The organism is Niabella soli DSM 19437, assembly GCF_000243115.2.
GTDB lineage: Bacteria > Bacteroidota > Bacteroidia > Chitinophagales > Chitinophagaceae > Niabella > Niabella soli.
This window is the reverse complement of the sequence record NZ_CP007035.1, coordinates 310,775-328,721: the sequence shown is the minus strand read 5'-3', so window position 1 is coordinate 328,721 and position 17,947 is coordinate 310,775. Positions and strand designations below refer to the sequence as shown.

Sequence of the window (17,947 nt, the reverse complement as noted above, 5' to 3'; positions counted from 1 at the left end):
AGATTAATCCTAAAGCAGTACATCGGGAGAAGTGAAATGATAAACGAAAACTCATGCCGGTTCAAGACAGCACATCGCCAATCTCTTTGATCTTCGCAAACATTGCTTTTGCAAACGGACAGAGCGGCAATATTTTAAGTTGCCTGTCCCTGGCAAATGCAACGGCTTTCATTAGCAATTGTTTTCCTACTCCTCTTCCATTAAAGCGGGCATCCACTTCCGTATGATCGATGATAAACCGGGTGTCGCCAGCCCACACATAAGTCATCTCTCCTGCAGGTATCCCATCTGTTATCGCCTTAAAAGCGCCCTTTCGTCCATCGTCTTCCTGAATGATCTCCACGCTTGTTTTTTTAATTTATTGATCGTCTTTGGGAGTTGCTTCACGCCAGGAGAGGGCGCCGGAAGGACATTGGGCAATCTGCGCTTTTAACGCTTCGGTGGTCGCATTTTGGGGCGTGATCCAGGGAGAATCTTTAGGATGATAAACATCCGGCAGGGTTTTTACACAAATGCCGGAATGGATACAGAGATCCGATTTCCATATGATCACGATCTCACCGTTCGAATATTCTTTTATTGCCATCGGAATGATTTATCCTCAATATACCAAAAAACGGCTGTATTTCATTCAACAACCGCTCAAACTATCGATGTTCACTCAATTATTAATCTATAAAATCCCAGCCGCCGGGCCTTGTTTCCCGCTGACTGAGCAGACTTTCGCAGATGAATAAAACTCGTCTGCGGGGTTAACCCAAAAGCCAGCAACAGGAAATCCGGCATGGAGGAATCTTCTGCTTCTACTTCCATTTTCAATAGGTTTCCCGCGGATCTCGCAGACTATCGCAGAATAAGAGCTGAGTTCATCTGCGCCTCGCCAACGGCTCCCGATTTATCGGGATGCGCATTCTGCGGGCCACGCTTTGCCAGCCCCAAAGACTTTTTTGTCGATCTGTTGGGTATTGGCAATTATGGTTTAAAGCAACTGAAACAATCAACACAATCGAATTATTTGCCTAATCAATACACACAAAAAGCCCCGGCTTTTGGCCAGGGCTTAGTTTTATCGAAGGTTACCTTAAATTATGCAGTAACTTTTCCTTTTACTTTTGCGATCACCTCTTCGGCGATGTTATTAGGCGCCGGAGCATAATGCGAGAATTCCATAGTGCTGGAAGCACGGCCGGAGCTCAACGAACGCAGTTGGGTTACATAACCAAACATTTCGCTCAAAGGCACCTGGGCTTTGATCACCTGCGCCCCTGCACGGGTATCCATACCTTCCATCATACCGCGGCGACGGTTCAGGTCACCCGTTACATCACCCATGTATTGCTCGGGAGTGATCACTTCTACTTTCATGATCGGCTCCAGCAGGATGGGCTTCGCTTTGCGGGCTGCTTCACGGAAGCCTTGTTTCGCACACAATTCAAAAGACATAGAATCAGAATCCACCGCGTGGAAGCTTCCGTCAAATACACGGATCTTCATATTGTCTACCGGATAGTTGGCCAGCACACCGCTGGTCATAGAGGTTTCAAAACCTTTCTGAATAGCCGGAACAAATTCCCTTGGAATAGAACCTCCGAAAATGTCGTTAACGAACTGGTAGTTCTTATCAGGGTTTTCTTTTTTCCACTCTTCATCAACAGGGCCCAGGCTAAACTGGATGTCGGCAAATTTACCACGACCACCGGTTTGTTTCTTTAATGTTTCCCTGTGCTCAATAGTAGCATTGAATGCTTCTTTATAGGCAACCTGGGGCGCACCCTGGTTTACTTCTACTTTAAATTCGCGACGCATACGGTCCACGATGATCTCCAGGTGCAGTTCACCCATCCCGCTCAGGATCGTCTGACCCGTATCTTCGTCTGTCTTTACACGCAGTGTCGGATCTTCCTCTACCAGCTTCGCGATGGCCATACCCATTTTATCAACGTCGGCCTGGGTTTTAGGTTCTACCGCAACAGAGATCACCGGCTCAGGGATGAACATGTTTTCCAGAACGATCGGATGATCTTCATCGCAAAGGGTATCCCCTGTTTTAATTTCTTTAAAACCAACTGCCGCGCCAATATCGCCTGCCTCGATAAAATCGATCGGGTTTTGTTTGTTGGCAAACATCTTCATGATACGGCTGATCCGCTCTTTTTTACCGCTTCTTACATTCAATACATAAGAACCTGCATCCAGGTGACCGCTGTAACAACGGAAGAACGCCAAACGACCTACGAAAGGATCGGTCATGATCTTGAACGCCAATGCCGCAAAAGGTTCTTTTGCATCAGGTTTTCTGGTTAATACTTTTTCAGGATCATTAGGATCGTGCCCTTCGATGGCTTCCACATCTACCGGAGAAGGCAGGTAGCGACAAACCGCATCCAATGCTGTTTGTACCCCTTTATTTTTGAAAGAAGAACCGCACATCATCGGCACAATGCTCAGGTCGATCGCCGCTTTACGGATCGCTTCATGAATTTCGTCTTCAGAAATAGTATTCGGATCGTCAAAGAATTTCTCCATTAACTGATCGTCGTATTCAGCTACGGCCTCGATCAGGTGCGCTCTCCATTCTTCTACTTCCGCTTTCATATCCTCAGGGATCGGCACTTCAGTATACGTCATACCTTCAGTAGCGTCATCCCAGATAATACCGGTGTTCTTGATCAGGTCTACCACGCCCTTGAAATTATCTTCAGCGCCGATAGGTAATTGCAGGGGAACCGCTTTCGCGCCCAGCATTTCCTTAACCTGTTTTACCACGTTCAGGAAGTCGGCACCCTGGCGGTCCATTTTATTTACAAAACCGATACGCGGTACGCGGTAACGGTTTGCCTGGCGCCATACGGTTTCAGACTGAGGCTCCACACCATCAACCGCTGAAAACAGGGCGATCAGACCATCCAGTACGCGCATGGAACGCTCTACCTCAACGGTAAAGTCCACGTGGCCCGGAGTATCGATAATGTTAAAAGAATATTTTTTTGTATCAGGAGAAACTTTTCCTTTATCTGTGGGGAAGTTCCACTGACAGCTTACAGCAGCAGAAGTAATAGTGATACCGCGTTCTTTTTCCTGTTCCATCCAGTCGGTGGTAGCCGCACCTTCGTGCACTTCACCAATTCTGTGAATCATACCGGTGTAACGTAAAATACGCTCCGTTGTAGTGGTTTTACCAGCATCAATGTGAGCGGCAATACCAAAGTTTCGTTGAAATTTTAAATCTGCCATGATTTTTTCTAAAGTTGATTGATTAGTTTTCAAAACCCCATCCTATTCATTATCAACATTTTGTAAAAATAAGCTGCTGAATAACCGCAATGAATGGAATTTAAGGCTGCAAAGGTAGGTAATTCTGGCAAAATAAGCCCAGAAACCGTTTAAATGTGTATTAAATGTTTGGAGATAGTTGTCAGTGCTCAGTCTTCAGTTCTCAGTGGTTAGTTCTCAGATGTCTGAATACTGAATACTGATTTCTGACATCTCAATCCCAGTCCGCCGCGACGGCTTCCGCCAGCAGTTTATTTTTTGCATTATAGAACCGGATGCGATGGCCTTCCACTTTATAAATTGAAATATGTTTCAGCAGCTCTATAAAAGCGCCTTCCAGCTTCATAAACGGTGCGCAATACATGCGGGTAGATAATACGCCGGAAAATTGAATATGACCGTTAGCCTCCGCCTTAGTGCTAAACCCGATGCGGTTACAGCCTGCTTTCCCATTTGTTTTTTTCAAATCTGTCAGGTCAATAAAGGCGCCGGCTTTGGCCAGCTCCTCTTTTGTAAAGCCTTCCATTTTTGTAAGCATCCATTGGCGGCTTAATGCCCGGGGGTTAAAGGGGCCTTGCTGAGCTTTGGGCGCGCAGGAAGCTAATAGCCACAAGGAGAGATAAATAAACAGGGTTTTCATTTGATAATTTTTATGTGTTATGCCGCTGTTGGTGTTGAGCAAAGCTGGTGCAGGGGGAAAACACCAACGGCAGGATCAGAAGGATGATTGATTTGTTGGTGAATTACCGGCCCCAGCCGCCGGGCGCAACACCAACAAAGGCCACAGATTTACGCAGAAATATCTGTATCATAACACCGTGTGTCAATAATAAATATCCCGTAAATTTCCACGCTGATCATGGCAGAACAGAACAAATCTGTGCCAATCCGTGTCATCCGTGAGCCATAGAATCTTTCCCCTCTACCTCAAATAGCCCAGTATCTTCAGCATACTTTGTGCGGTCTGTTGTTTGGCATATACCCATTCAATCAGTTTGCCGTTTTTATCATACTCCAGGATAATATGCTTGGGCGATGGGATGAGGCAGTGCTTGATTCCACCATACCCGCTGATCTGGTCCTGGTAGGCCCCGGTATGAAAAAAGCCTACATATAAAGGTTCGGCATCACTTTCTGCGTTTTTAGGCGTGTGCTCAATGGCCGGAACACCGAGCCCCCCCACCCCGTTATCATTTTTTAGTTTGGGCAGGAACACTTCATTGATATGCTCTTCCGAATCATAATAATCATGCCCGTCGCAGGTAATGCCTCCCAGCACCACGCGCTGGTATTCGTTGTTCCATTTGTTTACCGGCAGCATCAGGAATTTTTCACCAATACCCCAGGTATCGGGCAGGGTGGTAATAAAGGAAGAATCGATCATATACCAGGTCTCGCGGTCGTTTTGTGTCTTCTCACCAATCACGCTGTAAATATGCGCCATGCTTTCTCCCACGGTATAACTTCCGAATTCGGTGTATATATTGGGCACCGGCACCTTGGCTTTTTTACAGGCCGATTTGATATTGCTGATGATCTCGTTGATCATAAACTGGTAATCATACTCAAAAGCCAGGCTGTGCTTAATAGGGAATCCGCCGCCGATGTTTAACGAATCCAGTTCGGGACAGATCTTTTTCAACTGGCAATACAGGTTAATGCTTTTGCGCAGTTCACTCCAGTAATAAATATCATCTTTTATCCCCTTATTCAAAAAGATATGGAGCATTTTCAACTGGAACTTATCCTCGTAGCCTTCAATCTCATCCACGTAAAACTCCAGTACATCCTTTGCGCGGATGCCCAGGCGCGACGTGTAAAAGGGGAAAGTAGGCTCTTCCTCAGCGGCAATGCGTATGCCCAGTTTAAACGGCTCTTTGCTTTTTATGCTTCTTTTATAGAGTTGCAGTTCTTCTTTGTTATCCAGTACCGGGATCACATTTTTAAATCCGCTGTTGATGAGTTTGGCAATACGTGACGTGTACGCTTTTTGTTTAAAGCCGTTACAAACAATATTGATATCCTTTGTTATCTTTCTTCGTTTATATAATTGATTGATGATATCAATATCATAAGCGAAGGATGTTTCCAGGTGAATATCATGCTTCAGCGCCTCTTCCACTACAAAAGAAAAATGAGAGCTTTTAGTGCAATAACAATAAAAATATTTGCCCTCATATTTATGCCGCTTCATGGCGGTAGCAAAATATTGTTTTGCCTTATTGATGTTGATCCCGATCTTGGGCAGGTAACTTATTTTTAAAGGCGTACCATGTTTTTTGATCAGGGCTTTCAGATCAATACCATTAAATTTGAGATAGCTGTCTTCCACTTCAATTCCTTCCTGCGGAAAGTTAAACGTTTGATCAACCAGGCCTAAGTATGAATTATTCATTACTCAAAAATTTCCGGTGAATGCCGGCAGCTTTAAGTTTTAAAAATTGCCCGCTAAATTAGGAAATTCCCTAAATACTTCTGCAAAAATCAAATTCAGATTGGCCCGGTTCAGCCAGCGCCTATCATAGGGCCCTGGTTTAACCGCCAGAGCGCCGGGATGCAGCATTATGAAAATAGCATAGCTCCTTATCTTTGCAGCTATCAAAACTATTTAATATCAAAATTGTCTATGAGTTACCCCAAAACATTGCTTTCCCTTTTATCTCTTTTGTTTGTGCTGAACAGCTATGGTCAGGTGCGTTGGTTCATCCGGCCTGAAGGAAATTTTTCACTGGTGCGAAAAACCAACAATACCGGATCTTACCCAATAACGATCAACGATATGACAACCCTGGCCACTATTACTGCACGATCGCATTTCGACCATCAATCCGGTGCAGGGCTTTCCGGAGGTTTTACGCTTCCGCTTGCTGTTAAAAAGCTTTCACTGGAGGTAACTGCGGGTATGGTATTAACCGGCTACCGGGCGCATACTGCCCTCAGTTCAATATACAATGGTGGTGGGATGCCCACGTTGGGTGGATGGCCCATCTCCGGAAGTACATACCTCGAGTTCTATGGTTATGCAGGTGGTTTCACCGACAGAGTCCCTGATCCGGGCAACTCGCATCCCATTTCCGCGGAAACCACAGAAAAGAATTTTAAACAAGGAAAAGTAAACCATGTGTACGCACAGTTAAACCTGGGAGCTAAATACAACCTGCTAAGGAAAACAGCAATCGGTCTGAGCGCGGTACCTTATCTCTTAGCAAAAAGCACCACCCACACCTATAAAGAGGGTGCAGCGCAACCGGGAGGCACCATCCTGCTACTACAAACAAAAAGCAGCGCCAAAGATGATTATCAAACAATTGGGCTGGCCGGGCAGGCGAAGGTGGAACAAACATTAAATGCCCGGTTTGCCCTACAGGCATCCTTTACTCATCATTTTTCAAATATTTATAAAGAGCAGCCTAATGATGTACCCGGCAGAAAACCCAAAATGCAATACGTTTCACTGGGGCTGACTTACTACGTTAACTAAGCAGACCAGCCAAATAAAAAAGGCTGTTTTCAAAATTTGAAAACAGCCTTCGCAATATTGTAAAAACAAACTTATTTAACTGAAGCAACCAGCGCTTTGAACGCTTCGGGGTTGTTCATCGCTAAATCGGCCAGCACCTTACGGTCCAGCTCAATTTGCTTTGCTTTTAATTTGTTCATGAAAACAGAATAGGTCAATCCTTCTTCCCGAACGGCCGCGTTAATACGGGCAATCCACAAAGAACGATAATCTCTTTTCTTTAATTTACGGCCCACATACATGTAGGTCATCCCTTTTTCAACAACGTTTTTGGCAACGGTAAATACATTTTTACGTTTGCCATAAAAGCCTTTGGCTTGTTTTAATATTTTTTTTCTGCGTGCTTTTGAAGCGGCGGAATTTACTGAACGTGGCATATCTGAATAATTTTAAGAGTAATAAATAAAATCAAGTAAAGAATTACTTTAAACGCAATAAACGTTTTACAAAGAACACATTGGTTTTATCAACCGTTCCATCAATGCGCATTGCACGTTTACGTTTTTTTGATTTTTTTGTCAGAATGTGACGTTTGAAACTCTTTTGGTGCGTGATCTTGCCAGTCGCAGTTACTTTAAAGCGCTTTTTCGCACTCGAATTTGTTTTTACTTTAGGCATGGTACCTATTAATTTTATGTTTCACCTTTGAGGTGTGGCCGCCCGGGCGCCCCCCTTATTGAACCTCTTCAGTACTGTTCCGCTTTAAAACGGATTGCAAAAGTACGAAAAAATCAGGTTTAATGTGCTCTTTGGGTTAAAAAACCACCATTCTGATGATTAGCAAGCGGTTAACCGCTAAAAAAAAGTAAAAATTGCCCCACCGGATCGCTGCATTTGCAGTACAAATGTTAATTTTCGCTTTTATTATATGAGCAAGCAGAAATTTAAGTCGCCCGTTTTATTCATGGCGCTTCTAAATATAGCCACCCTGGCGCAGAGCCAGGACATTACCGCTAAAATTGAAAAATTTGCCACCCGGCTGCCGGTGGAACGAACCTATCTGCACTATGATAAAAGCAGCTATTCCCCCGGCGAAACGATCTGGTTCAAAGCCTATGCCTTATCGGAAATTGCTCCTGCCGAGGCCAGTAAAAATTTATATGTGGACTGGATCGATGATAAAGGCAAGCTCCTGCAGCATACCATCAGCCCGCTGGTAACCGGCATGACCAACGGCCAGTTTGAGCTCCCGGCAACCTATAGCGGCCGGTCCATTACCGTAAAAGCCTATACCAGTTGGATGCTCAATTTTGATTCCTCCTTTCTTTATAATAAAAAGATACCCGTTATTAACCCCGGCGCGGCTGGTAAAGCGGCTCCCCCGGCTCCGCCTTCCCTGACCTTCTTCCCGGAAGGGGGCGATGCCATAGCCGGTATTTCTAATAAGATCGCTTTTAAAGCAGTAAATGCTTTTGGCGACCCGGTTAAAATATCCGGTACAGTGGTGGATGAAAGCGGCAAGTTTGTGGATAGTTTAAGAAACATGCACGATGGTATGGGCTTCCTGCTCATAAAGCCAAAGGCAAATGGGAAATACACCGCTAAATGGAAAGATGATAAAAAAACAGAGTATACCACGCCCCTGCCCGCCATCAAAAGCGAAGGAGTAGCCATGCATGTTACCGTTTTGCCGGACAAAAGAACTTTCGAGATCATTACCTCCCCCGGCAGTGCAGCCAATGGCGATAGCCTGCATATTGTGGGTACCATGTATCAGCATGTGGTCTTTAATTTCTCCCGGCCGGTGCAGGGAGCGCCGATAACAGGTTCCATACCGCTGCAAAATCTGCCTTACGGCGTGCTTACCATTACGGTTTTTGATAAAGGCTGGAAGCCCCTGGCAGAGCGGATCACCTATGTAAATAACAACTCCTATATTTTAAACGCAGCAATGGATGTGGAGCATTGGGGACTGAGCCACCGGGCAAGAAATGAACTGGTGCTTTCGCTGCCCGAAGCAACGCCCTCCTCTCTTTCCGTAGCCGTAACCGATCTGGCCATCGGGGCGGACAGTAGTGAAAACATCCTTTCCAGCCTGATGCTCACCGGAGAATTAAAAGGGAAAGTATATAACCCGGCCTATTATTTTAAGGACAGTTCATTAAAAGTGCAGCAGCAACTGGACCTGGTAATGCTTACCAATGGCTGGCGGCGCTTTAACTGGAATAAACTCATTGCCGGCGATATACCGCAGATCAAGTACCCCAGGGATACCTCCTATATTACCGTTTCGGGTAAGCTGGCGGGTATTATGCCTTCGCAGATCACCCCTCTTTCTACTATTGTAGTAATGATGAAACCGAAAGACGGGGCCGAAGGAAAAGTGCTAATGATGCCGATCAACAAAGACGGACGCTTCAGCGATGCGTCCTCAATACTGTTTGACACGGCGCGCGTATTTTACAAAATACAGGATAAATCGCTGGACGGATCGATGGTACAATTTATGTCGGACCGGCTTCGCACGCCGCCGCCGGGCAATTACTGGGCCTCCCCCTTTAAGGCTGATACAGCCGGGAATGCCTATCATATGAAGATGGCGGCAGCGGCTAACGCTATTCTCGAAAAAAACAGGTATAAGGAACTGGAAACGGTGGTTGTAAAGGCCAAGACAAAATCGCCCACCGAATTGTTGGATGAAAAATATGCATCCGGATTGTTCAAGGGCGATATGAACGCCCGGGAACTGGATGTAATGAACGACCCTTTTGCCAAAAGTGCCATTGATGTATTTACCTACCTGCAGGGAAAATTTGCGGGCTTACAGGTTTCAGGCTCCGGTTCCAATGCTTCTTTAAGCTGGCGGGGGGGCGCGCCGCAAATCTATATTGACGAAATGCCGGCAGATGTAAGCTTTGCCTCCAGCCTCAATATGAATGATGTTGCCTATATTAAGGCATTTCCTCCCCCCTTTATGGGTGGCGCCGGGGGTGGCGCCAACGGCGCTGTAGCCATTTATACCCGGAAAGGAGGCGATATTAAACAGGAGCCCGGCAAAGGCCTGGATGCAAGCCGGATCGAGGGCTACACTTCCATTAAGGAATTTTATATGCCCAAGTATTACAGCCAGTTTACCGCACCCGATGCAGATAAGGACCTCAGAACAACTATTTACTGGAACCCCAACGTAACCATTGACCCCAAGAAAAAACAAATCACCCTCTCTTTTTATAACAATGATGTTACGGATGCTTTTCATGTCGTAATTGAAGGGATGACGGTGGATGGAAAATTGATCCATCATGAGGAAAATATGGAATAATTGAGGAAAATGTAAAATAAGGAATAAGAAATATTGAATGTAAAAGGGCGCAAAACAAAGATCCGTTTGCAATGCAGGGAGCAGACCAAAAAGTATTTTTTATTCCGCAAAGTGGCCAATGACAAAACATTAAGAAGTTGAGTTTATTAAGAAATCCCTTAATACTCTTAATCCTTAACGGTTCAAAAAGCTATTGTTAGTAACTTATCATTTGATAATCGTATCCTTTGATACTGGCACTGGTGCATTTTCAGAAAACGATCACAACTGTTTACTGGGGTAAAATCGCTTACTTGTCGCCAACCTGCCTTACCGGCCCAAAAACTACTTTACCCACGGCTCAAAAAAGAACCGGCTCCGAAAACGGAACCGGTTGCTCACACTTTAAATTATGAAAAACTACTGCCTTTTATCTTCCTCCGTCGTTCCGGCCCCCGCGTCCATCACCCCGGCCGCCATTGCCACCGGATCTGCCTGCGTCTGACCTCGCTGGTGCACTTCTTTCTACCTGTGGTTGCTGACGCTGCACCTCCTGGCGTTGTTGTGCCTGTTGCTGGCGTTGTTGCATTTGCTGCTGCCGTTGGGCCTGCATTTGCTGATCGCGTTGCGCTTGTTGGTTCCGCTGCATTTGCTGGTTGCGCATCTCCATCTGTTGTTGCCGCTGTGCCTGCATTTGCTGGTCGCGTTGTACCTGTTGGTTCCGCTGCATTTGCTGGTTGCGCACGTCCATCTGTTGCTGGCGTTGTGATTGCATTTGCTGATCACGTTGCGCCTGTTGGTTCCGCTGCATTTGCTGGTTGCGCATCTCCATCTGTTGCTGCCGTTGCGATTGCATTTGCTGATCGCGTTGCGCCTGTTGGTTCCGCTGCATTTGCTGGTTGCGCATCTCCATCTGTTGCTGCCGTTGCGATTGCATTTGCTGATCGCGTTGCGCCTGTTGGTTCCGCTGCATTTGCTGGTTGCGCATATCCATTTGTTGCTGGCGTTGTGATTGCATTTGCTGACCGCGTTGCGCCTGCTGGTTCCGTTGCATTTGCTGGTTGCGCGTATCCATTTGTTGCTGGCGCTGTGATTGCATTTGCTGGTTCCGCTGGTCTCTTCCGTTGTTCACGTTGCCTCTGCCAAACCCGTTATTACTTGTTGCCGGGTTGCCGGCGCCCCTGCCGCTATTACCCCGTCCCACTCCTGCATTGGAACGATCATATTGCTGCACCGATCTTGGGGAGAACCGGGTATTGTCGCCCCCGCGTTGCACTGCCGGCCGGTACATCGAAACACTATTGCGGCCCACCGTTGCACGTCCCGGAGTATTCACATTGCGTACCTGCACGCTTTGGATACGGCCGGTATACCGTTCCACATCGCCCCGGCGCGGGCCATTGGTATAATATCCGTCACGGCCGCCTCTACCGCCCCTGCCACCATAATAATTATTAATAATGGTAGTGCGATTAATAATAGTGGTGTTGTTGCGGTAAGGATAATAATAGCGGCTTATATAAGGAGAGTTCATATACCTGCCGGGGGCAAAGGTCCAGTAGTCATAGGGAGGGTTATAATTCCCGATGCCAATACTGATGCTGATGCCCGGGCGTAAGGGAGCCCATCCATAATAATCGCCGCCGCCGCGCCAGGCTACCCAGGCGGGAGACCAGTCATAACCGGGAACCCACATCCACCCGTAATAGGGATCATAGAACCAACGACCATAGTGGAAAGGAGCCCAGCCCCAATTGTAATCAGAAGCCCACATCCAGTCGTATTCATCAGAATACACCCAGCGGCCGTTAGTGGCATAGGGTCGAAAATCTCCCCCCACCCGCGGGCGCCAGGCATACCCGTAGTCCGGGTAATCGACCCAATCGCCATAAGGGCTCAATTGATCATAAAAGGTCTGAAAGTTAATGCTTACCCCAATGCCCGGCTGTGCATTCGTTTTTGGAGAAACTGACAAAGCCAGCGCCAGGAATAAGCCAAAGCTGATTGTGGTAATAAGTCGTTTCATGTTTTAATACTTTTATTTTATTTGAGTTAAAATTGTTTTCCAGGCAGGCAAATTAATTACATTTTTTGCGCCTCTTGCTTATTAGACGGAGAATTGTTTTCCGGGTTGTCAACCTTTTCGCAAACTAACAATAGTTATGAAAAAATTAAGTAAAAATTTTTAACATTTATATGACACTGAAGAAACCCTGCTTTCCACGTAGCATAATCAAACCTTTTATCCCTAACTTCATCGCCGATTATTTTGAAAGACTACTATGCAATACTGGGCGTGAAACCATCGGCCACCTTAAGGGAGCTCAAAAGTGCTTACCGCACTTTAGCGCTGCAGTATCACCCCGACAAAAACCCGCTGAACAGTGTGGCAGCCTCCCGGTTTCAGTTAATAACAGAAGCCTACCAAACCCTTACCACTCCGCAACTTAAAGAAGCCTATTTACAAAAGCGATGGTTGCACCAAGCCATGGGCACCCCGGCGGAATCAACGAAAATCACACCCGCACAACTGCTCAATGCCGTATTAAAAGCCAACCAGGCATTGGCTGCAGCAGATGCCTACCGGGTTGATAAAAAAGGATTGTTCCGGGAACTGGGCGCGCTGATCGATGATGAAAAAATAATGCTCCTTAACGATGCGGATCAGCAAGATATTAATTATGAGGTGGTGCGATGGATCATCGATAGTATGCACCTTATTACTTATGCAGACCGCCAGGTGCTGCTGGCACAATTAAAAAAGATCCACGCCGGCTCAAAGGCTGAAATATTGATTCAACAAAAAGAAAAAGAAGTGCGCGCGGCCATTTTGTGGGCCCGCTTTCAACCCGTTTTGATGGTGTTAATAATTATCCTACTTTGTGTGGTAATCGCCTATTCCATGTAATAAAACTATTGAACTATGTTCCCGATCGGAGACGATAATACCGGACGCACCCTTACTCCCTATATCAATTATCTGCTCATTGCACTAAACATTTTCGTTTTTGTTTATTACCAGGCCCTGGGCACCAACCAATACATGATAGCGAGCCTCTCCACCGTTCCGGCGGAAATTTTAAGCGGGCATGATATTGCGGGAAATGGCCTTGCCCCTACGCCGATACCGGTTTATGCAACAATACTCAGCTCCATGTTTATGCATGGCAGCATTGCGCATATCCTTGGCAATATGCTTTACCTCTCCATTTTTGGAGACAACCTGGAGAATGTAATGGGGCACGCCCGCTATCTTGCCTTCTATTTGATCTGCGGGATGCTGGCTTCGCTCAGTCATGTGTTTATGTCTGCTTTATTAAATGATGGGTTGTATGTTCCCAGCCTGGGTGCATCGGGGGCTATATCCGGCGTGCTCGGGGGCTACATTATTTTATTCCCCAGAAACAGGATACGGATACTGCTTATTGCTTTCACCTTCCGCGTACCGGCCATAATAACCCTGGGCATCTGGATCCTGATGCAGGTGGTAAGCCAGTATAATTCCCTGCACGCGCAGGCGGAAGCCGGGGTGGCCTATGCCGCACATATCGGCGGCTTCGTAGCGGGTATGCTTCTTGTTAAATCTTTTGTAAGAAAGACCGTTCCGGCAGTGTAAGACCATTCCCTTCAACACCGTAAAAATCAGTCGCTACATTCGTAAATAAGCACCCTTTTACAACCAATGCGGTTTGCCGGAAATACTACCCGGTTTCATTTTTTACCCTATCTTTAAAAACCTGCCCTGAAGGGTGCATTATAAATCCGCCCCCGGCGATAAAAAAAATACATGAAAAAATTCTTTCTTACCCTTTTCGTTTTCTCTGCCCTTGCAGGATTTGCCCAGGAGGGTTACTGGCAACAACAACTGCAATACAATATGGAGGCAACGCTTAACGACAAAGACAACACCGTTACGGCCAAAGAAACGATCTCTTACAAAAATAATTCGCCCGAAACATTGAACTTTATATGGTTTCATCTATGGCCGAATGGTTATAAAAATGATTCTACAGCGCTTTTTAAACAAATAAGGAGCGATGCCTCGCGCAAAGAAAAATTAGGCAAGGTCACCTACGGCTTTATTGACGGGCTGGACTTTAAAGTAGATGGCAAAACGGCCAAAACTGAAGCACACCCCAAATACATAGATATTATAAAGGTATTGTTGCCCGAGCCATTGAAGCCCGGCGCCACCGCCACTGTTGCAACTGATTTTAAAGTAAAGCTGCCTTCCTATTTTTCCCGTTCCGGTTTTGCAGACGGCGAATTTATGATCTGCCAGTGGTACCCCAAGCCGGCGGTTTATGATAAAAAAGGCTGGCATGAATTTCCTTATTTGGATATGGGGGAATTTTACAGCGAGTATGCCGATTATAATGTAAAACTAACCCTGCCGGCACAATATGTTGTAGGCGCCACGGGGGTGTTACAGAACAAGGAGGAATTGGAATTGTATAAATCAATCGGCAAAAAAAACACAGCTAACCGGCAACAACAGGTCATCTATCAACCGGGCAAAGGAGGCGTAAAAACACTCCAGTATATTGCAAAAGATGTTCCGGACTTTGCCTGGTTTGCAGAAAAAGGATTGATCATTGAATACGACACCATTCAATTGAAAGGAAAAACAGTGGATGCTTTCTCCTATTATCATAATACCAAAGGCACTCTATGGAACAACAGTATTGATTATATAAAGGATGCGGTGCATCATTACAGCAACTGGATTGGCGAATATGAATACCCGGTAGTGCAGGCCTTTGAAGGTCCAAAAAATAATGCCAGCGGAGGCATGGAATATCCAACCATTACGCTTATCACCAGCCCCGATGCAAAAAAAGAAACGCTGGACGGGGTTATTACGCACGAGGTGGGGCACAACTGGTTTATGAGCATGCTGGGTAGCAATGAGCGTATGCATACCTGGCAGGATGAAGGGATGAACTCTTATTTCCAGTTCCGGTACGAAGCGGAAAAATACCGCTCCAATTCGATGCTGGGCGATATTCCAGAGACCGTTAAAAAGTTGCCTGCGGATCAGTTCCAGGAACGCATTTACGGCGCCATGACCCAGATACCCATGCCCACCCCAATGGAAACACCCTCCGCGGACTTTAAAACTTCTGAAGACTATGCGCTGAGCTCCTATATAAAACCGGCGCTATGGATGTATTTACTGGAACGCCAGGTAGGCCAGGCAAAAGTGGACAAAGCCTTCCAGGATTATTTTGCCACCTGGAAAAACAAACATCCGCAACCGGCCGATATGAAAGCCAGTTTTGAAAAAAGCTTGGGCACCAACCTGGACCGTTTCTTTAATCTTTTAAATAAACCGGGCGCAATCACTCAATAAACTTTGTAATGCATATCTCTTTAAACAACCAAAAAGCATTAGTAGGCGCCAGCAGCAACGGGCTGGGCAAAGCAATAGCCCTGCAGTTGGCGGCCAGCGGCGCCAGCGTTACCTTGCTGGCGCGCAATGAAGCAGCGTTAAAACAGGTGCTGGCGGAATTGCCGGCGGCTGGTCAGCAGCAGCATCAATATATTTTAGCTGATTTTTCAGACATCGATACTTATAAGAAAAACATTGACGCTTATTTTTTAACAAATACGGTCGATATACTGGTAAACAATACAAGCGGGCCAGCCCCCGGCACGGCGCTGGATAAGAAAGATGCCGATTATGTTGCGGCGTTCAATCTTCTTTTCCGTACCGTGCAATACACCACTGAAAAAGCGCTTCCCGGTATGTTGGCCAATAATTCCGGTCGCATTATCAACCTCACTTCCCGCTCGGTAAAAGAGCCCATTGAGGCGTTGGCCCTATCCAATACCATTCGTGCCGCAGTGATGACCTGGGGTAAAACATTAGCCACGCAGGTAGCAAAAAATAATATTACGGTAAACAATATCCTTACCGGCAATTTTGAAACCGACCGTATCCTTGAACTATACGAACGGGAAGCCGCCGCAAAAAACATCCCTTTTGAGGAATATAAAAAGCTGGCGCTGGACACCATCCCTATGAGACGCCTGGGCCGGCCAAAAGAGATGGCAGACCTGATAACCTTCCTGGCTTCTGATAAGGCATCGTATATTACGGGAACCAATATGGCGATAGACGGCGGGCTGATAAAAGCGGTATAACGGATCAAAATTATAAATTTCAATTTCCGGGATACTTATAGTAGATTTATGATTTCCTAATCAAAACATCAGCAATGCGGCAAATATGGGATATGTCTACCTCCGGGATCATCCGATGCATTTAATAGATATTTCTAAAAATAAAAAAAAGCAGCTTTGCGTTACGACAGGCGAGAATTATCCTCCCCGATCGCAAATGTTTAGAGGGCGCAACATAGTTTGCGCCTTCACTTTTTAAAATCCATTATCTTTGCGGCAGGAGCGGCGAGGTTAGGCCTCCCCAATCCCAAAGGCTTAAAGGGTGTGGCTGGGTCTGCACCCTTATTTTATGAAATCGTAGTAACGAATCGACAAGAGACTAAAGCATTCTATCCGTACGTTTTCGTTTTTTTATGGATACCATTTATGTGGTATAAGTCAGCGACTCGCGAAAACATATTGAGGGTGTCGGAAATTGTACCAAATGGAATCCCGTTTTCAAAATCAGCCACTACGACAGAAGTCTGTTTAGTTCCATAGACCAACGTTCGGTCTGGTAATAGGCGTTACGTTCCGTAAAAACTACAACATCGAATTTTTTACTTTCCCTGAGAAATACGAATCGGGCATCTGAATTGCTTTCAATTTTCGAATTAACTTTGGTCTTTGACAACACCCATAATAACACCATGCTCACGACAGCTAGTTGTGAATTGCTTTCAATTTTCGAATTAACTTTGGTCTTTGACAACTAGTTCTTATGTAGTGTCTGGATCATTTAGGTTGTGAATTGCTTTCAATTTTCGAATTAACTTTGGTCTTTGACAACTAGTTCTTATGTAGTGTCTGGATCATTTAGGTTGTGAATTGCTTTCAATTTTCGAATTAACTTTGGTCTTTGACAACCTTACCGAAAACAAGGAAGTAAAACGGTATGTTGTGAATTGCTTTCAATTTTCGAATTAACTTTGGTCTTTGACAACGCACGCTTGTCCAACAACTCCTGCAATTCAGTTGTGAATTGCTTTCAATTTTCGAATTAACTTTGGTCTTTGACAACAGCGTACCAGGAACTATATTACTCGTATCCGTTGTGAATTGCTTTCAATTTTCGAATTAACTTTGGTCTTTGACAACAGCCGAAGCGGATGCTATTGAATCATTTCAGTTGTGAATTGCTTTCAATTTTCGAATTAACTTTGGTCTTTGACAACTGGAGGAATAGAATAGATGTTAACATAAGAGTTGTGAATTGCTTTCAATTTTCGAATTAACTTTGGTCTTTGACAACACAACCTTTGATGCCATATCGGCCGGGGCGGTTGTGAATTGCTTTCAATTTTCGAATTAACTTTGGTCTTTGACAACCGTGGCACGAGTAACCTTATCCTTCTCTGTTGTGAATTGCTTTCAATTTTCGAATTAACTTTGGTCTTTGACAACGTTGCCGTATATTATCCCTTTTGTCTGCCTGTTGTGAATTGCTTTCAATTTTCGAATTAACTTTGGTCTTTGACAACAGAGTGAGCCACAGGAGCCGCATCAACTTTGTTGTGAATTGCTTTCAATTTTCGAATTAACTTTGGTCTTTGACAACCGCTGCCGTGCTGAACATAAAGAGCCTTCAGTTGTGAATTGCTTTCAATTTTCGAATTAACTTTGGTCTTTGACAACAGAAAAAGTGGTTGCATTACATACAGACAGTTGTGAATTGCTTTCAATTTTCGAATTAACTTTGGTCTTTGACAACAAAAATCTCTTGCAAAATTTAAAGCCGCTTGTTGTGA

14 protein-coding genes and 1 CRISPR repeat array (1 of these 15 only partly in view) are annotated in these 17,947 nt (G+C 45.4%); of the genes, 6 read left to right on the top strand and 8 right to left on the bottom strand.

The annotated features are described in order from the left end of the window. Positions 1-61 precede the first annotated feature (61 nt). The 5 genes from NIASO_RS01300 to NIASO_RS01280 all read right to left on the bottom strand — a co-directional run bounded on the left by NIASO_RS01300 (position 62) and on the right by NIASO_RS01280 (position 5,668). On the bottom strand, positions 62-343 hold the full coding sequence (locus NIASO_RS01300) for a GNAT family N-acetyltransferase (protein ID WP_008582066.1): 282 nt from the start codon (positions 341-343) through the stop codon (positions 62-64). Positions 344-358: 15 nt separating this feature from the next. Continuing rightward, positions 359-586: a (4Fe-4S)-binding protein gene (locus tag NIASO_RS01295; RefSeq protein WP_008582068.1), complete on the bottom strand. Its 228-nt coding sequence runs from the start codon at positions 584-586 to the stop codon at positions 359-361. A 500-nt stretch (positions 587-1,086) separates the two neighbouring features. Next, entirely contained in the window at positions 1,087-3,234 is a 2,148-nt protein-coding gene (fusA, locus tag NIASO_RS01290) for an elongation factor G (protein WP_025298603.1), read from the bottom strand. 253 nt (positions 3,235-3,487) lie between these two features. Then, positions 3,488-3,913, bottom strand: coding sequence for an META domain-containing protein (locus tag NIASO_RS01285; RefSeq protein ID WP_008582073.1), 426 nt, complete (start codon positions 3,911-3,913; stop codon positions 3,488-3,490). Between the two features lie 282 nt (positions 3,914-4,195). Beyond that, the gene (locus NIASO_RS01280) at positions 4,196-5,668 is read right to left on the bottom strand and encodes a type III PLP-dependent enzyme domain-containing protein (RefSeq protein WP_008582074.1); all 1,473 of its coding nucleotides are present in this window, start codon (positions 5,666-5,668) and stop codon (positions 4,196-4,198) included. Positions 5,669-5,899: 231 nt separating this feature from the next. On the opposite strand from NIASO_RS01280, the gene NIASO_RS01275 reads away from it, so the two are divergent. Continuing rightward, positions 5,900-6,754, top strand: a complete 855-nt coding sequence (locus NIASO_RS01275) for a hypothetical protein (RefSeq protein ID WP_008582076.1) — start codon at positions 5,900-5,902, stop codon at positions 6,752-6,754. Between the two features lie 71 nt (positions 6,755-6,825). On the opposite strand, the gene rplT is transcribed toward NIASO_RS01275, so the two are convergent. After that, positions 6,826-7,170 (bottom strand): 50S ribosomal protein L20, encoded by a 345-nt coding sequence (rplT, locus tag NIASO_RS01270; RefSeq protein ID WP_008582077.1) that lies wholly within the window; start codon positions 7,168-7,170, stop codon positions 6,826-6,828. Positions 7,171-7,213: 43 nt separating this feature from the next. Continuing rightward, positions 7,214-7,411, bottom strand: coding sequence for a 50S ribosomal protein L35 (gene rpmI / locus NIASO_RS01265; protein WP_008582079.1), 198 nt, complete (start codon positions 7,409-7,411; stop codon positions 7,214-7,216). A 250-nt stretch (positions 7,412-7,661) separates the two neighbouring features. Here rpmI and NIASO_RS01260 point away from each other — a divergent pair, with 250 nt between their 5' ends. Beyond that, on the top strand, positions 7,662-10,055 hold the full coding sequence (locus NIASO_RS01260; protein ID WP_008582081.1) for a hypothetical protein: 2,394 nt from the start codon (positions 7,662-7,664) through the stop codon (positions 10,053-10,055). A 409-nt stretch (positions 10,056-10,464) separates the two neighbouring features. On the opposite strand, the gene NIASO_RS20470 is transcribed toward NIASO_RS01260, so the two are convergent. Next, positions 10,465-12,060 (bottom strand): DUF6600 domain-containing protein, encoded by a 1,596-nt coding sequence (locus NIASO_RS20470; RefSeq protein WP_008582083.1) that lies wholly within the window; start codon positions 12,058-12,060, stop codon positions 10,465-10,467. 243 nt (positions 12,061-12,303) lie between these two features. On the opposite strand from NIASO_RS20470, the gene NIASO_RS01250 reads away from it, so the two are divergent. The 4 genes from NIASO_RS01250 (at position 12,304) to NIASO_RS01235 (ending at position 16,181) form a co-directional block, all read left to right on the top strand. Then, the gene (locus NIASO_RS01250; protein ID WP_008582085.1) at positions 12,304-12,942 is read left to right on the top strand and encodes a J domain-containing protein; all 639 of its coding nucleotides are present in this window, start codon (positions 12,304-12,306) and stop codon (positions 12,940-12,942) included. 15 nt (positions 12,943-12,957) lie between these two features. Then, entirely contained in the window at positions 12,958-13,650 is a 693-nt protein-coding gene (locus tag NIASO_RS01245) for a rhomboid family intramembrane serine protease (RefSeq protein WP_008582087.1), read from the top strand. Between the two features lie 171 nt (positions 13,651-13,821). Further along, positions 13,822-15,387 carry a M1 family metallopeptidase gene (locus NIASO_RS01240; RefSeq protein ID WP_008582089.1) on the top strand — a complete coding sequence of 522 codons (1,566 nt, stop codon included), beginning with the start codon at positions 13,822-13,824 and terminating at the stop codon, positions 15,385-15,387. Between the two features lie 8 nt (positions 15,388-15,395). Next, entirely contained in the window at positions 15,396-16,181 is a 786-nt protein-coding gene (locus tag NIASO_RS01235) for an SDR family oxidoreductase (RefSeq protein ID WP_008582090.1), read from the top strand. 606 nt (positions 16,182-16,787) lie between these two features. Then, positions 16,788-17,947: a CRISPR direct-repeat array (repeat unit 47 nt; unit sequence GTTGTGAATTGCTTTCAATTTTCGAATTAACTTTGGTCTTTGACAAC); it runs 1,728 nt beyond the window's last position.

What these genes read in the sequence shown, in the direction of transcription:
- NIASO_RS01295 (WP_008582068.1), bottom strand. Translation starts at nt 586, where the DNA reads ATGGCAATAAAAGAATATTCGAACGGTGAGATCGTGATCATATGGAAA.
- fusA (WP_025298603.1), bottom strand. Translation starts at nt 3,234, where the DNA reads ATGGCAGATTTAAAATTTCAACGAAACTTTGGTATTGCCGCTCACATT.
- NIASO_RS01285 (WP_008582073.1), bottom strand. Translation starts at nt 3,913, where the DNA reads ATGAAAACCCTGTTTATTTATCTCTCCTTGTGGCTATTAGCTTCCTGC.
- NIASO_RS01280 (WP_008582074.1), bottom strand. Translation starts at nt 5,668, where the DNA reads ATGAATAATTCATACTTAGGCCTGGTTGATCAAACGTTTAACTTTCCG.
- NIASO_RS01275 (WP_008582076.1), top strand. Translation starts at nt 5,900, where the DNA reads ATGAGTTACCCCAAAACATTGCTTTCCCTTTTATCTCTTTTGTTTGTG.
- rplT (WP_008582077.1), bottom strand. Translation starts at nt 7,170, where the DNA reads ATGCCACGTTCAGTAAATTCCGCCGCTTCAAAAGCACGCAGAAAAAAA.
- rpmI (WP_008582079.1), bottom strand. Translation starts at nt 7,411, where the DNA reads ATGCCTAAAGTAAAAACAAATTCGAGTGCGAAAAAGCGCTTTAAAGTA.
- NIASO_RS01260 (WP_008582081.1), top strand. Translation starts at nt 7,662, where the DNA reads ATGAGCAAGCAGAAATTTAAGTCGCCCGTTTTATTCATGGCGCTTCTA.
- NIASO_RS20470 (WP_008582083.1), bottom strand. Translation starts at nt 12,060, where the DNA reads ATGAAACGACTTATTACCACAATCAGCTTTGGCTTATTCCTGGCGCTG.
- NIASO_RS01245 (WP_008582087.1), top strand. Translation starts at nt 12,958, where the DNA reads ATGTTCCCGATCGGAGACGATAATACCGGACGCACCCTTACTCCCTAT.
- NIASO_RS01240 (WP_008582089.1), top strand. Translation starts at nt 13,822, where the DNA reads ATGAAAAAATTCTTTCTTACCCTTTTCGTTTTCTCTGCCCTTGCAGGA.
- NIASO_RS01235 (WP_008582090.1), top strand. Translation starts at nt 15,396, where the DNA reads ATGCATATCTCTTTAAACAACCAAAAAGCATTAGTAGGCGCCAGCAGC.